The following is a 14,178-nucleotide window of genomic DNA, read 5'->3' as shown; positions in this document are numbered from 1 at the left end:
GATGACATGACCCGGACATTACGCATTACCTATTCGCTGTCGTTCCTCGGCCTGCTGGTGGGCATGGGCGTCTGGTCCACCGGTGGCCTGCAAAGCTTCCAGCGTACCGAGCAGATGACCCTGCTCAACGGCAAGCTGGCCAAGGCCGCCGAGACCCATTACGACGAGCAGTTCCCGATCAAGCGCCTGGGCACCAACCTGTGGGCGGCGATGGACTTCAAGCTGTTCAACGAAGGCCGCCCCGGCGTGGTGCTGGGCCGCGACCAGTGGCTGTTCAGTGACGAGGAGTTCAAGCCCACCGCCGGTGCCGAGCAGCTGATGCAGGAAAACCTGGCGTTGATCCGTGGCGTGCGCGACACCCTGCAGCAGCACGGCAGCCAGCTGGTGCTGGCGATCGTGCCGGCCAAGGCGCGGGTGTACGCCGAGTACCTGGGCAAGGAACTGCCGACCAGCCTGCATGACGACCTGTACAACCAGTTCCATGCCCAGGTGCGCCAGGCCAACGTGTTCGCTCCGGACCTGATGGCACCCATGGAACAGGCCAAGGCCCGCGGCCAAGTGTTCCTGCGCACCGACACCCACTGGACGCCAATGGGTGCCGAAGTGGCGGCGCAGGCCGTGGCCGAGGCGGTCAGCCGCCAGAGCCTGCTCAACGGCGACCCGCAGGCGTTCATCACCGAAGCCGGCAGCACCGCGCCATACAAGGGTGACCTGACCAACTTCCTGCCACTGGACCCGCTGTTCAGCAACCTGCTGCCGGCCCCGGACAACCTGCAGCAACGCACCACTCGCCCTGTCGAGGCCGAAGGTGAAGCCGGTGACGCACTGTTCGCCGACAAGCAGATCCCGGTTGCCCTGGTGGGCACCAGCTACAGCGCCAACCCGCACTGGAACTTCCTCGGCGCGCTGCAGCAGGCCCTGCGCAGCGACGTGGCCAACTATGCCGAAGACGGCCATGGCCCGCTGCTGCCGATGCTCAAGTACCTGCAAAGCGATGCCTTCAAGAACGCCGCACCCCAGGTGGTGGTGTGGGAATTCCCCGAACGTTATCTGCCAATGAAGAACGACCTCAGCAGCTTCGATCCGCAGTGGATCGCCCAGCTGAAGAACACCCGTAAATCCGAAGAAAACCTGGCTTTGTCGTCCACCCGGACTAACCACTAATCAGAGGAACATACATATGACTACCAAGACTTCCATTGCCAAAGCCCTCACCCTCGCAGCCGGCCTGTCCCTGGCCTCCATGCAGGCCTTCGCCGGTGCCGACGCCGCGCTGTACGGCCCGAGCGCACCAAAAGGCTCAACCTTCGTGCGCCTGTACAACGCTTCCAGCGCACCGGCTGCAGCCTCGGTCGGCAACACCCAGATCAAGCAGGTTGGCGCCCAGGGCAGCAGCGACTTCAGCTTCCTGCCAGGGGGTGACTACACCGCCCAGGTCGGCGGCAAGAGCGTGCCGGTCAAGCTGGCTGCGGACAAGTACTACACCCTGGTCAACAGCGCCAGCGGCAACCCGCAGCTGATCGAAGAGCCGCCGTTCAAGAACAAGCAGAAAGCCTTGGTTCGTGTGCAGAACCTCAGTGACCAGCAACTGACCCTGAAGACCGCCGACGGCAAGACCGAAGTGGTCAAGCCCGTTGCCGCCAACGGCCGTGGCGAACGCGAAATCAACCCGGTCAAGGTCAACCTGGCGCTGTACCAAGGAGACAAGAAAGTGGGTGACGTCAAACCCGTCGCCCTGGAGCGCGGCGAAGCCGCAGTGCTGTACGTAACGGGTTCCGGCAACGCCTTGTCGCCGGTGTGGGTAACTCGCCCCGTGGCTAGCAACTGATTCCCCTGCCTCTCAACGACTATTGGAGAAACATGATGATCCCGGTAATTCTTTCTGGTGGTAGCGGTTCCCGTCTGTGGCCTCTGTCGCGCAAGCAGTTCCCCAAGCAGTTCCTGGCCCTGACCAGTGAACACACGCTGTTCCAGCAAACCCTCGAGCGCCTGGTGTTCGAAGGCATGGACACCCCGATCGTGGTCTGCAACAAGGACCACAAGTTCATCGTGCAAGAGCAATTGGCCGCGCTGAAGCTGGAAACCCAAGGCATCCTGATGGAACCGTTCGGCCGCAATACCGCGCCGGCCGTGGCCATGGCTGCCATGAAACTGATCAACGAAGGCCGCGACGAGCTGATGCTGGTGCTGCCCGCTGACCACGTGATCGAGGACCAGAAGGCCCTGCAACGCGCCCTGGCCCTGGCCACCGTGGCCGCCGAGCGTGGCGAGATGGTGCTGTTCGGCGTGCCGGCAACCAAGCCGGAAACCGGCTACGGCTACATCCGTTCCAGCCAGGACGCCCTGCTGCCAGAAGGCGTGGCGCGCGTGGCGCAGTTCGTCGAGAAGCCCGATGAAAAACGCGCCGCCGAGTTCGTCCAGGCCGGCGGTTACTTCTGGAACAGCGGCATGTTCCTGTTCCGTGCCAGCCGCTTCCTCGAAGAGCTGAAAAAACACGACGGCGACATCTACGACACCTGCGTGCTGGCCCTGGAGCGCAGCCAGGAAGACGGTGATGTGCTGAGCATCGACGAAGCCACCTTCGCCTGCTGCCCGGACAACTCCATCGACTACGCGGTGATGGAAAAGACCCAGCGCGCCTGCGTGGTGCCGATGTCGGCAGGCTGGAGCGACGTGGGCTGCTGGTCGTCGCTGTGGGAAGTGCACGAGAAGGACGACAACGGCAACGTCACCAAGGGCGACGTGGTGGTGCAGGACAGCCACAACTGCATGATCCACGGTAACGGCAAGCTGGTGTCGGTGATCGGCCTGGAGAACATCGTGGTGGTCGAGACCAAGGACGCCATGATGATTGCCCACAAGGACAAGGTCCAGGGCGTCAAGCAGATGGTCAAGACCCTCGACGAGCAGGGCCGCAGCGAAACCCAGAACCACCTGGAAGTGTATCGCCCGTGGGGCTCGTACGACTCGGTGGACATGGGCGGCCGCTTCCAGGTCAAGCACATCACCGTCAAGCCGGGCGCCAGCCTGTCGCTGCAGATGCACCACCACCGCGCCGAGCACTGGATCGTGGTGTCCGGTACCGCCGAGGTGACCTGTGACGAGAACGTGTTCCTGCTGACCGAGAACCAGTCCACCTACATCCCGATCGCCTCGGTGCACCGCCTGCGCAACCCGGGCAAGATCCCGCTGGAGATCATCGAAGTGCAGTCCGGCAGTTACCTGGGCGAGGATGACATCGAGCGCTTCGAAGATGTTTACGGGCGTACCTCCACTCCGATCGAACGGGGTGTTTCGGTGAAGACCATCGCGCAGTAAAAGTGGCATCCCAGCCGTTGCACCATGCAATGGCTGGGAACCATCCAGGCCAGGGCTGCCCGAGCCCTGCTCAGCTGTTTCTATTCGATCCGGTGACGCAAGAGATAACTGTGACTCAATACTTCCACAATCCTGGAGCCTTCATATTCCCTTATGGTCAACGATACGGGATCCATGTATTTCACGGGCATGTTCAACCAACCGCCCTGGCCGAATGACAGGTCTCGCTTACCAGCGGCATCGCATCGAATAACCCCACCCGTCGCTTCAACACCCCATACCCCGATGAGAATGCCGTCGCCGTCTTGAACCAGGTGAAAAACCTTGGCCTTTCCAACTTCCAAAAATACTGGCTTACCATCGTTATAACTTTCATCTATTCTGCCATCCCGATGCAGACGATAGATGAACCTTGGATACAGCTCTCGTCCTCCACTGCCAGCCACATACAGATAATCGTCGACCTGCAACATCGGCTCCATTACCAGATTGGTGAGTTCTTGATCTGGGAGCTTCATGAAATGGACTTCACCATCGCCATCGAAATCGCGCAATAATTTACCTTCACTATCGATGGCTCCCACCCAGCCACGGCCATAGCCTTCATGGTTGAAGAAGCCACTCATCAAGAAACCTTCATGCTTACCGGCACTCGTGTAAGACATGATATTCATTGTCTGATATTCGTAACTTGACTTGGGAAAACTTCTGAGCACCCCGTTTTCGTTGAATGCCGTGTCCAGCTCACCTGTCAATTCAAATTGAGCCATCCCATGAGATACGAGTTGTCGATGCTTACCATCCGGTAACTGCGGGGCTCGATTGACACCAGCCTCAACAAGGGTGGTCTGGTTCGCCTGGGGTATCGGCACAACTTTTACACCTTTATCCCCGAAGCCCGGATCCAACGCCCCGGTATCGACGTCAAGCTTGCAGAGCAGAAATTTACTATAATTACCAGTTTCACCTGCCAGACAGGACAGCATGACCGCATTTTCTTGCAGACTGAAAGAAAACCTAGTGCCGAAACGATCAGAATTTGGAAATTTCACTATCCCTTGCTCGCCGAAGGATATATCCAGACTTCCTCGATCGTCATACCGCAGCACATAAATCTCACACTGCGACGATGCCGCCACATAATAATTTCCGTCTCGCAACCTTGCCGCCCCCCACGAGACAGCTCCCTCAGGAATAGCGAATTCAATCTCAGTCCATTTTTCGCTGAAATTTTCCATTTCTTCCACTCCGATTATCGATACATACAGATTGAAACTAATCAATAACCAGAGGGTTGTAACCTATCAAAAATACCAGGTAATGCCTGAATCAATACTCCTACCCAGCGTCATAACCCATCAAACTCTTCTGCTGGCTGATTGATCCAGACACATCAGGCTTTTGAAGCGTTGTTGTTATGAGCTACGATGGTCAGACCCCGCGCAACCAAGGTCTGCCCGCCTTCATGATCATCGGCGCCTTCCTCATCCTCACCTGGCTGGTGCTGCTGTTGCGCTACCCGGCCAAGGCCTTGCCGATCTCGCTGGCCGCGGTTTGTGGCCTGGGCCTGGTGGCCTTGTTCGTCATCTGGCAGGACACCCGCGAAACCTCGCAACTGGCCCGCCTGGACCTGCGCCTGGCCTACGCCCCCGAACACTGCCCCGCCGACCGCGCCCTGCAGGTGCGCATGAAGAACGGCAACGACGTGCCGCTGACCGAGCTGCGCTGGCGGGTGGCCGCGTATGCGCCGGGCGATACCGTGAACCTGGCGGAGAACACCTACAACGCCCCGCGCTACCGTGGGCCGGGTGAACTACAGCCGGGGGCCGAGTGGAAAGACTGCCTGCCACTGCCGCCACTGCGCTCTGGGTACCGGCCGCAGACCCTGGAGTTTCGTGCAGAGCACCTGCAAGGTGCGTTTGCCAACTAATGTATCGCCTGTGCCGGCCCTTTCGCGGGCTTGCCCGCTCCCACAGGTACTGCACAGTACTCAAGAGCTGTGGAGTACCTGTGGGAGCGGGCAAGCCCGCGAAAGGGCCGGCACAGGCAACACCAACTTCCCCTGACAACAGGCCCCAACCATGCCCACCGTCCTGATCACCGGTTGTTCCAGCGGCATCGGCCGCGCCCTGGCCGACGCCTTCCGCGATGCCGGCCACCACGTCTGGGCCACCGCCCGCAAACCTGAGGATGTCGAGCAACTGAACGCCGCCGGCTTCACCGCCCGGCAACTTGATGTGAACGACAGCGAAGCGCTGGCCCGCCTGGCCGAGGAACTGGTAAACCTCGATATCTTGATCAACAACGCCGGCTACGGCGCCATGGGCCCGCTGCTCGATGGCGGTGTGGATGCCTTGCGCCAGCAGTTCGAAACCAACGTATTCGCCGTGGTCGGCGTTACTCGCGCATTGTTCCCACAGCTACGCCGCTCACGGGGCCTGGTGGTGAACATCGGCAGCGTATCAGGCGTGCTGGTCACGCCGTTTGCCGGCGCCTACTGCGCTTCGAAAGCAGCCGTGCATGCACTGAGCGATGCATTGCGCCTGGAATTGGCGCCGTTTGGGGTGCGGGTGATGGAAGTGCAGCCTGGGGCGATTGCCTCGCAGTTCGCCAGCAATGCCCAGCGTCAGGCCGAGCAGGTGCTGGCGGCGGACTCGGCGTGGTGGCCGTTGCGCGAGCACGTGCAGGCACGGGCACGGGCTTCGCAGGACAAGCCCACCTCGGCGGCAGTGTTTGCCCAGGGCGTGCTGGCGGCGGTCGGGAAGTCGCCGGTGCCGGCGATGGTGCGGTTGGGCAATGGCAGCATGGCGTTGCCGTTGATGGCCCGGTTACTGCCACGGCGGGTGCTGGACTGGGCGCTACGCAAGCGGTTTGGCCTACTGCGCCCGCTCTGATTGATGGGTAGCCTGTGCTGGCCTCTTTGCGGGTAAACCCGCTCCCACAGGTACCCCACAGAATTTGAGTCCTGTGCGATCCCTGTGGGAGCGGGTTTACCCGCAAAGAGGCCGGTACAGGCAAAACAGATCAGGCAATGGAACGCAGCACCCCGCCATCCACCCGCAAGGCAGCCCCGGTGGTAGCACTGGCCTGCATCGACGCCAGGTACACCACCATGTTCGCCACCTCCTCCACCGTCGCCAGCCGCTTGATCAGCGAGGTCGGCCGGTGCTCAGCCAGGAAGTTGGCTTCCAGTTCTTCAGTCGACACCCCCTGCTCCTCGGCCAGCTTGGCAAAGAAATCACCCACCCCCTCCGAGCGTGTGGGCCCCGGCAGCACCGAATTCACCGTCACCCCGGTACCAGCCAGCGTCTCGGCCAACCCGCGCGACACCGCCAGCAACGCAGTCTTGGTCATGCCGTAATGAATCATCTCGCTCGGAATCTGCAGCGCTGACTCACTGGACAGGAACACCACCCGCCCCCATTTGCGCTCGGCCATGCCTTGGGCATAGTGGCGCGACAGGCGAACGGCGCTGAGCACATTGACGTCGAAGAAACGCTGCCAGTCCTCATCCTCGATCTCGAAAAACGGCTTGGGCTCGAAGATGCCCAAGTTGTTGACCAGTATGTCGGTGTGCGGCACCTGGTCGAAAAGCTGCTGCGCACCAGCCTGGGTGCCCAGGTCGGCAGCGATGCCGATGATGCACGCCTGTGGCAGGCGTTCGCGCACAACTTTGAGAGCTTCGTCGACCCGGGCCTGGGTGCGTCCGTTGAGGACCACTTCGGCCCCCGCTTCGGCCAGGCCGATGGCGATGGCCAGGCCGATGCCCGCGGTGGAGCCGCTGACGATGGCGCGCTTGCCGTTCAGGGAAATGTGCATCTGTGCCTCCTCATCTGTCTGGGGAATCGCAGGGGGCTGCTTTGCAGCCCATCGCCGGCAAGCCAGCTCCCACAGGAATTGCACTGTGCCTGGGGCCAGCGCTGTACCTGTGGGAGCTGGCTTGCCGGCGATGGGCCGCAACGCGGCCCCCGTCTTTATGCTTTCTTCGCTGGCTGCTCATCAAACGCCTGCCAGCCACCACCCAGGGCCTTGTACAGCCCCACCAGCGCCTGCGACACCGCCGCCGAACTGTCGATCCACTGTTCCTCGCTGGCCAGCAGGGCACCCTGCACCGTCAGCACATTGAGAAAGTCCACCGCCCCTTCCACATACTGGCGCTGGGCAGTTTCCAGGGCGATGCGGTTCTGCCGCACCGCCTCGGCCAGGTGGTCGCGGCGCAGTTGGCTGGCGTTGTACAGGCGTAGCACATCGTCGATTTCATGCCAGGCACCCAGCACCACCTTGCGGTAGTTCAGCGCCGCTTCCTGCTGCTGCGCCTCGCGCAGTTCCAGGGTGCCCTTGAGCCGGCCACCCTCGAAGATCGGCAGCGACAGCTGCGGCCCAAAGGCGAAACGGCGCGAATCCCAGGCGCCGAAATCGGACAGCTGCATGGCCTGGAACCCGACATTGCCCGACAGCCGGATGCTGGGGTAGAAGTCAGCCTTGGCCACGCCAATGCTGGCAGTGGCGGCATGCAGGCGGGCCTCGGCCTGGCGAATGTCCGGGCGGCGCTCGGCCAGTTCGGACGGCAAGCCAATGGCGAACTTCTGCTGCGGCGCAGGCAGTTCGCCGCCCTGCAGCAACTCGGCCTGCAGGCTGCGCGGCGGTTCGCCGGCAAGCAGGCTGAGGGCGTTGATCAGGTCATCGCGCCGCGCTTCCAGGGTTGGAAGGCGAGACTCGATCGAGGCGACCTGGGCATTGGCCTGGGCCACGTCCAGACGCGTGGCGACACCTTCGGCCTGGCGGTTTTCGGACAACTTCAGGCTGTGCTGGGCGACCTTGAGGTTGTCGCGGGTCACATCGATGGTGTGCTGCACGGCGCGCAGCTGGATGTAGTTGCCGGCGGTTTCCGAAAGCAATGCCAGCAACACGCCGCGGCGGTCGTTCTCGGCTACCTCGACCGTGGCATCGGCAGCCTCGACCTGGCGCCGCACACGGCCCCACAGGTCCAGCTCCCAACCGGCCACCAGGTCGCCCTGCCAGAGGTTGAAGGCTTCCTTGCCCGCCTTGCCGGACGGGTCACTCAGGCCTTCGGCACTGTTGCGCGCGCGGCTGTAGCCGGCGTTCACGTCCACCGACGGTACTTGGTCGGCTGCCACGGTGCTGCGCAGGGCGCGGCTTTGCAGCAGGCGGGCGCTGGCCATCTGCAGGTCCAGGTTGCGCTCGGCAACACGCTGGATCAAGGCACTCAGGCGGGCATCGTGGAAGCTCTCCCACCAGCGCAGTTCCAGCGGTTCGGCCTGCGGCTGGCTGGCCGCCACCTCGCCTTGCAGCGGCGCCCACTGTTGCGGTGCCTGGCTGTCAGGGCGCTGGAAGTCCGGGCCCAGGGTGCAGCCAGCCATCAATGCGGCCAGCAGCAAAGGGCTCAAGCGTGATGCCGGTTTCATCGTGCGCTTACCTCTTTGCCGTCCAGCTTGTCGCCACGGGTGTCGATGGTCGCCTCCACCGACATGCCTACGCGCAGGCGGGCAAGCAGCGGCTGGCCATCATCGAAAACGATCTTCACCGGAATGCGCTGTACCACCTTGGTGAAGTTGCCGGTAGCGTTGTCGGGCTTGACCGCAGCGAATGTCACGCCGGTGGCCGGAGCGATGCTGTCCACATGGCCCTGCAGTTTCTCGCCGGCAAAGGTATCGACGCTGATGCTCACGGCCTGGCCAGGCTGTACGTGGGTCAGCTGGGTTTCCTGGAAGTTGCCTACCACATAGGCCTGTTGCAATGGCACCACCGACAGCAGGCGGGCGCCCGGGTTGACGTAGGCACCCACACGCAAGGCGCGCTCGCCGACCATGCCGTCCACCGGCGCGGTGATGCGGGTGTAGGACAAATCGAGCTGGGCCTTTTCCAGCCCCGCCTCGGCGCGTTTCAGCTGGCCGTCGGCACTGGCAACCTGGGCGGCAAGGATATCCACCTGCTTGCGCGCCGCTACCAGTGCCGCCTGGGCATTGGCCAGGCGTGCGCGGGCCTGGTCGACCCCGCTGCGCGCCTGCTGGGCGTTCTGCACTGTGCCGGCACCCTGCTCGGCCAGACGGCTGTAGCGGTTGACCTCATGATCGGCGAACGCAGCTTCGGCCTGGGCCGCTTTGACTGCAGCCTCAGCCTGGGCGATCAGCGAAGCCTGGCGCTCGAGGGTGGCACGGGCATCGGCGCTTTGTGCCTGGGCCACCAGCAACTGCGCCTTCGCGGCATCCAGCGCGGCCTGGTAGTCACGGTCATCGATGGTCGCCAGCAACTGGCCGGCCTTGACCTGCTGGTTGTCCTCCACCAGCACCTCCTTGATGAAGCCGGCGATCTTGGGCGCGACCACTGTGTAGTCGGCGATCACATAGGCGTCATTGGTGCTCTGGCGATGGTCGCTGCCGAACATCCAGGGGCCGACGATGCCGGCCAGGACGGCCACGGCAAGCACCGAGCCGATGAACAGGGTTTTGCGGTTGTTGGTCATTTCAGTGGTTCTCGAATTCATCCAGGGTTCAAGCCACCGCGCGCGGCGGATAGACCCGGGTAGGCACGAAAGGAATCAGGCAGATCAGGGCCACGGCAATGCAGGCCATGACCAGGTAGAGGTCGGCCGAGGTCAGCACCAACGCCTGATCGTGGATGCGCCTGGCCAGGCCGGCTGCGTTATCGTCGACCAGCGGGGCGTTGCCCAGGCTGTCCACCAGGTGGTTGGAATGGAAGTGCCGGCGCAGGGTGCCAAGGGCGTCCAGCAGGCCACCGGCGACCACCGCGGCCAGGCCCTTGACGGTGTTGAACCAGCTGGAGGCGAACGGGCCTTCCTGCGGGGTCATGCCGTTGGTGGACAGCATCAGCAGCGGCAGCACTGCCATTGGCTGGCCGAACACCTGCAGCAGGTAGAACGGGTAGAAGTCGCCTCGGATCCACTCGCTGGTCAGCAGGCTGCTGCCGACACAGGACACCGCCAGCATCGCCAGGCCGATGCCCAGTACCCAACGGCAGTCCACCGCGCGGATGTTGCACAGCGCCGCCGTCAGCGGCAGGGCGATCAGCTGCGGCATGGCCACCAGCATCATCAGCGGGCTGGTCTGCGCAGGCCGGTAGCCCTGGATCTGCGCCAGGTAGGCTGACGGAATGCTGCCAACACCCGAGAGCACGATCAGCACACCGGCCAGGGTCACCAGGGCGAAACTCAGGTTGCGCCGCGACAGCATGCGCAACTGGAAGAACGGCAGCGGCTCGGACCATTCGTTGAACATGAACAGCACCAGCAACAGCAGGCCACCGCCGAGCAGCCAGCAGATCAGCGGCGAATCGAACCAGCCCCAGCGGTCACCCAGCGACAGGCCCAGCACGATGCAACTGATGGCCGGCAGGCCGAGCAGCAGGCCGCGCCAGTCGAACTGCTTGAAGCGCTCCAGGCGCAGCGGGTCCTGCGGCAGGCCCCAACCGACGCAGAACATGGCCAGCGCCGAAGGCAGGATGATCTGCCAGAACGCCCACTGCCAACCGACGTATTCAGTCCACAACCCTGCCAGCGGCGTGCCGAGGTTGGGGCCGAAGGTGGCGGTGAGGGCATAGCAGGCCAGGCCATAAACCTTGATGCCCGGTGGCAGGAAGCGCAGGGCAACGCTCATCAACATGGGCGGCAAGGCGCCAGAGGCGAAGCCTTGAAGTACACGCAGCAACGTCAGGCTGTGCAGGTTTGGGGCGAACGGTTGCAGCAGGCCGAGCACGGCAAACAGGCAGATGGCGCTCATGGTGAAGCGCCGCAGCGAGAACGTGGTGGCCAGCCATGGCGCGAAGGCCATGGCAGAGACCGAAGCGGCGCTGTAGACCGCCAGCAGCCAGGCGCCTTCGTCGGCACCGATGCCCATGGCACCACGGATATCGGCCAGGGAGATCTTGGTTACCGACTCGTTGAGGCCCGCGCACAGCACGGCCAGCAGCACACCGAACAGCCCGACCACTACCTGCAGGCCGAACGCAGTCTGCGCAGGCGCGGCCGGCGCGGGGGCGGCGGCAATCGCGGCAGACTGGGCGGACAGGGAACTCATGGGCAGACATCTCCAGCAACAAATTTGCGACTGGAGCAAGTCTAAGAAGGTCGAATGCTGACGAAAACTGACTTATCGGTAGGTTTATGTTGCGTCAGGCGCAATCCACCTCAAAATCGAGTCGCCTGCTTCGCGGGCGCGCCCGCTCCCACAGGTACAGTGCACCTCTCAAGACCTGTGATATCCCTGTGGGAGCGGGTTCACCCGCGAAAAGGCCGGCCCAGGCAGAACATCACTCAAGGGTCGACACTGCAGCAAGCCTTCAGGGTCTGCCGCAACCAGCGATGCGCCGGGTCATTGTGAAACCGTGGGTGCCATGCCTGCAGCACGTTCACCCGCTCCAGCGGCACCGGGATCTGGAACGAGCGCAGCGGCAGCCCAAGCTTGTGCACGCTGTTGAGGATGTTCGCCGGCATCGGCAGGATCAGGTCGGAATCCGGCAGCGAGAACAGCGCCGAGTGAAAGCTCGGGGTGATCAGCGCCACCCGCCGCTGCACCTTGAAGTTGGCCAGCTCCACATCGATCGGCCCGTTGGCCCGACCACGGCGGGACACGCTGATCTGTGGATAACTGGCAAAACTGGTCGGCGTGATCGGCTGCTCGAAGATTGGGTGGTCACGCCGCGCCAGGCCCACGTAGTAGGTCTGGAACAGGCTCTGCACCTTGATCTCCGGGCCCAGGTCCACGGTCGAGCTGATGATCAGGTCGGTACGTCCGTCGCGCAGCACGCTGTCGTCATCGCCGCCGGGGCTTTCCGGCACGAAGCGCAGCACCGTGCGCGGCGCCTGCTCGTGCATGCGCCGCAGCAACTGGGCGCCGTAAAGGGCGATGAACAGGTCATTGGTGCGAATGTTGAAGGCCCGGTCGAGCTTGGGCAGGTCGACCTCGTCGGCACTGCGGAAGACCTCGCCGGCCTGCTCCACCAACGCCGCCACCTGCTCGCGCAGGGCCAGCGCCCGCGGTGTCGGCACCAGGCCGCGACCGGCACGCACCAGGATCGGGTCACCCAACGCATCGCGGATACGCCCCAGGGTCCGGCTCATCGCCGCCGGGCTGAGGTTCATGCGCTGCGCCGCGCCGACCACGCTGCCCTCGTCGAGCAGGGCATCGAGGGCGACGAGCAGGTTCATGTCCGGGAGTTGCATGGCCGTTTTCCGTTACAGCTGTGAGGAATGGCGATGGTAGCAGGTTGGTGGAATGCACCAGACGCAATGCGCTCGTGCGTGGTGGGGCATTTATTTTGGACGGTGATTGGGTCATAAGATTTGCAGTGCCTGTACTGGCCCTATCGCCGGCAAGCCAGCTCCCACAGGTTCAACACAGGCCTTGGGCAATGCGGGGTACCTGTGGGAGCTGGCTTGCCGGCGATAGGGCCGGTACAGGCAAATGCTTAGCCAGCCTGAAACAAGGATTCCACATGCCCAGCCCTGTCCTGATCGCCATCGACGCCTCCCCTGCATCCACTGCCCTGCTCACCCTCGCCCGCCATTACTGCCGCCCCGGCGAACACGAACTGCATGTGCTGCTGGCCATCGACTCTACCTTCGCCGTCCACGATCAACCCGCGCCCTACACCGCGGAAGAACTGGAAGAATACCCCGCCGCCTGCGAAGAGCAGCACCAGGCCGACCAGGCGGTGGCCGAGGCGGTGCGCGAGTTGCAGCAAGCCGGCTTCGCCAGCCGGGGCTGCATGGTGGCCGGGCAGCCGGTCGAGGCAATCGTGGCCAAGGCGCAGGAACTGAATTGTGAACTGATCATCATGGGCCACCGCCACCTGTCACGGCTGGGGCGGATGCTGGACCCGTCGATCAGCGCGAAGGTGATTGATCGGGTGAAGGTGCCGGTGTTGGTGGGGGCGGCGAGTGCATGACTTGAGAGGTGTATCGCCTGAGATCGAACGCCGCCCGCGCAGCGCTTGATCCCAGGCGACATATTTATCAAGGCGAACTCGGCTTCACCACCACCGTACAAGTCGTCCCCGCTGCCAGCAAAAACCCGTCCGGCACTTCATCGATATGAATGCGCACCGGCACCCGCTGCGCCAGCCGCACCCAGTTGAAGGTCGGGTTCACATCGGCAATCAACTCGCGGCTCTGTGGGTTGTCGCGGTCATAGATGCCACGGGCGATGCTCTCCACGTGGCCCTTGATGCGCTCGCCGCTCATCATCTGCAGCTCGGCCTGGTCACCCACCCTCACATGCGGCAGCTTGGTCTCCTCGAAGAACCCGTACACCCAGAACGAGTTCTCGTCGACCACCGCCATCACCGCTTCACCGGTACGCGCATAGTCACCCTTGTGGATATTCAGGTTGGTCACGTAGCCGTCCACCGTGGCCACGATATGCGTGCGCTTGAGGTTCAGTTCGGCGGCGGCCAGTTCGGCAAGGGCCTGCTGGTAGTCCGCCTGGGCGGAGTTGGCGATGTTGCTGGCGTCGTCGCGGTTTTCCTTGGAGATCACCAGGTTGTCCATGTCGGCACGGCGCTTGGCGTTGACCTTGCGCATCTCCCAGGTGGCCTTGCGCGAAGCGACCAGCGCCTTGGCCTGGTCGACCGCCAGCTGGTAGTGCTCGGGGTCGATCTGGATCAGCAGGTCGCCCTTCTTCACCCGCTGGTTGTCCTTGACCGGCACGTCCACCACATAGCCAGGCACATCGGCAGCGACGTTGATGATGTCGGCACGCACACGGCCGTCGCGGGTCCAGGGCGTGGTCATGTAGTGCAGCCACAACTGGCGACCGATCACCACGGCAGCGGCAAGCACCAACAGGGTGGCGATCAGGCTGAAGAACTTTTTCATCGAAGGAT

At 63.2% G+C, this 14,178-nt stretch carries 13 protein-coding genes; 6 read left to right on the top strand and 7 right to left on the bottom strand.

Going from position 1 to position 14,178, the window contains the following annotated elements:
* Nucleotides 1–6: 6 nt before the first annotated feature.
* Genes CAF92_RS14195 through CAF92_RS14185 form a run of 3 tightly spaced genes read left to right on the top strand, consistent with a single transcriptional unit; the run spans nucleotide 7 to nucleotide 3,318 of the window.
* Nucleotides 7–1,164, top strand: coding sequence for an alginate O-acetyltransferase (locus CAF92_RS14195; protein WP_046617047.1), 1,158 nt, complete (start codon nucleotides 7–9; stop codon nucleotides 1,162–1,164).
* Nucleotides 1,165–1,180: 16 nt separating this feature from the next.
* Complete coding sequence (locus CAF92_RS14190; RefSeq protein WP_046617046.1) at nucleotides 1,181–1,828, top strand: alginate O-acetyltransferase AlgF; 648 nt, start codon at nucleotides 1,181–1,183, stop codon at nucleotides 1,826–1,828.
* Between the two features lie 35 nt (nucleotides 1,829–1,863).
* Nucleotides 1,864–3,318: a mannose-1-phosphate guanylyltransferase/mannose-6-phosphate isomerase gene (locus CAF92_RS14185; RefSeq protein ID WP_046617045.1), complete on the top strand. Its 1,455-nt coding sequence runs from the start codon at nucleotides 1,864–1,866 to the stop codon at nucleotides 3,316–3,318.
* 80 nt (nucleotides 3,319–3,398) lie between these two features.
* On the opposite strand, the gene CAF92_RS14180 is transcribed toward CAF92_RS14185, so the two are convergent.
* A complete protein-coding gene (locus tag CAF92_RS14180) occupies nucleotides 3,399–4,556 on the bottom strand; it encodes a hypothetical protein (RefSeq protein ID WP_143516132.1) in 1,158 nt (385 codons plus the stop codon).
* 227 nt (nucleotides 4,557–4,783) lie between these two features.
* Between CAF92_RS14180 and CAF92_RS14175 the strand changes: the two genes are divergently transcribed.
* Nucleotides 4,784–5,248 (top strand): multidrug transporter, encoded by a 465-nt coding sequence (locus CAF92_RS14175; RefSeq protein WP_085601224.1) that lies wholly within the window; start codon nucleotides 4,784–4,786, stop codon nucleotides 5,246–5,248.
* Between the two features lie 151 nt (nucleotides 5,249–5,399).
* Nucleotides 5,400–6,212 carry an SDR family oxidoreductase gene (locus CAF92_RS14170; protein WP_085601190.1) on the top strand — a complete coding sequence of 271 codons (813 nt, stop codon included), beginning with the start codon at nucleotides 5,400–5,402 and terminating at the stop codon, nucleotides 6,210–6,212.
* A gap of 130 nt (nucleotides 6,213–6,342) precedes the next feature.
* On the opposite strand, the gene CAF92_RS14165 is transcribed toward CAF92_RS14170, so the two are convergent.
* The 5 genes from CAF92_RS14165 to CAF92_RS14145 all read right to left on the bottom strand — a co-directional run bounded on the left by CAF92_RS14165 (nucleotide 6,343) and on the right by CAF92_RS14145 (nucleotide 12,517).
* Nucleotides 6,343–7,137, bottom strand: coding sequence for an SDR family NAD(P)-dependent oxidoreductase (locus tag CAF92_RS14165; RefSeq protein WP_085601189.1), 795 nt, complete (start codon nucleotides 7,135–7,137; stop codon nucleotides 6,343–6,345).
* Between the two features lie 155 nt (nucleotides 7,138–7,292).
* Nucleotides 7,293–8,744: an efflux transporter outer membrane subunit gene (locus CAF92_RS14160; protein WP_085601188.1), complete on the bottom strand. Its 1,452-nt coding sequence runs from the start codon at nucleotides 8,742–8,744 to the stop codon at nucleotides 7,293–7,295.
* On the bottom strand, nucleotides 8,741–9,802 hold the full coding sequence (locus tag CAF92_RS14155) for an HlyD family secretion protein (RefSeq protein ID WP_046617101.1): 1,062 nt from the start codon (nucleotides 9,800–9,802) through the stop codon (nucleotides 8,741–8,743). Before CAF92_RS14155 ends, CAF92_RS14160 begins: the two co-directional genes overlap by 4 nt.
* Before the next feature lie 28 nt (nucleotides 9,803–9,830).
* Nucleotides 9,831–11,372, bottom strand: coding sequence for an MFS transporter (locus CAF92_RS14150; protein ID WP_085601187.1), 1,542 nt, complete (start codon nucleotides 11,370–11,372; stop codon nucleotides 9,831–9,833).
* Between the two features lie 236 nt (nucleotides 11,373–11,608).
* Nucleotides 11,609–12,517 (bottom strand): LysR family transcriptional regulator, encoded by a 909-nt coding sequence (locus tag CAF92_RS14145; protein ID WP_046617099.1) that lies wholly within the window; start codon nucleotides 12,515–12,517, stop codon nucleotides 11,609–11,611.
* Nucleotides 12,518–12,789: 272 nt separating this feature from the next.
* Here CAF92_RS14145 and CAF92_RS14140 point away from each other — a divergent pair, with 272 nt between their 5' ends.
* The gene (locus CAF92_RS14140; protein WP_046617098.1) at nucleotides 12,790–13,242 is read left to right on the top strand and encodes a universal stress protein; all 453 of its coding nucleotides are present in this window, start codon (nucleotides 12,790–12,792) and stop codon (nucleotides 13,240–13,242) included.
* A 67-nt stretch (nucleotides 13,243–13,309) separates the two neighbouring features.
* Here the strand turns inward: CAF92_RS14140 and CAF92_RS14135 are convergent, their stop codons facing one another.
* Entirely contained in the window at nucleotides 13,310–14,170 is an 861-nt protein-coding gene (locus CAF92_RS14135; RefSeq protein ID WP_085601186.1) for an HlyD family secretion protein, read from the bottom strand.
* Nucleotides 14,171–14,178 lie beyond the last annotated feature (8 nt).

The sequence above is a fragment of the Pseudomonas sp. B10(2017) genome, from assembly GCF_002113295.1.
Taxonomy (GTDB): Bacteria; Pseudomonadota; Gammaproteobacteria; order Pseudomonadales; family Pseudomonadaceae; genus Aquipseudomonas; species Aquipseudomonas pudica.
Note: the sequence above shows the minus strand (reverse complement) of the source record. Positions and strands in the feature narration are given on the sequence as shown.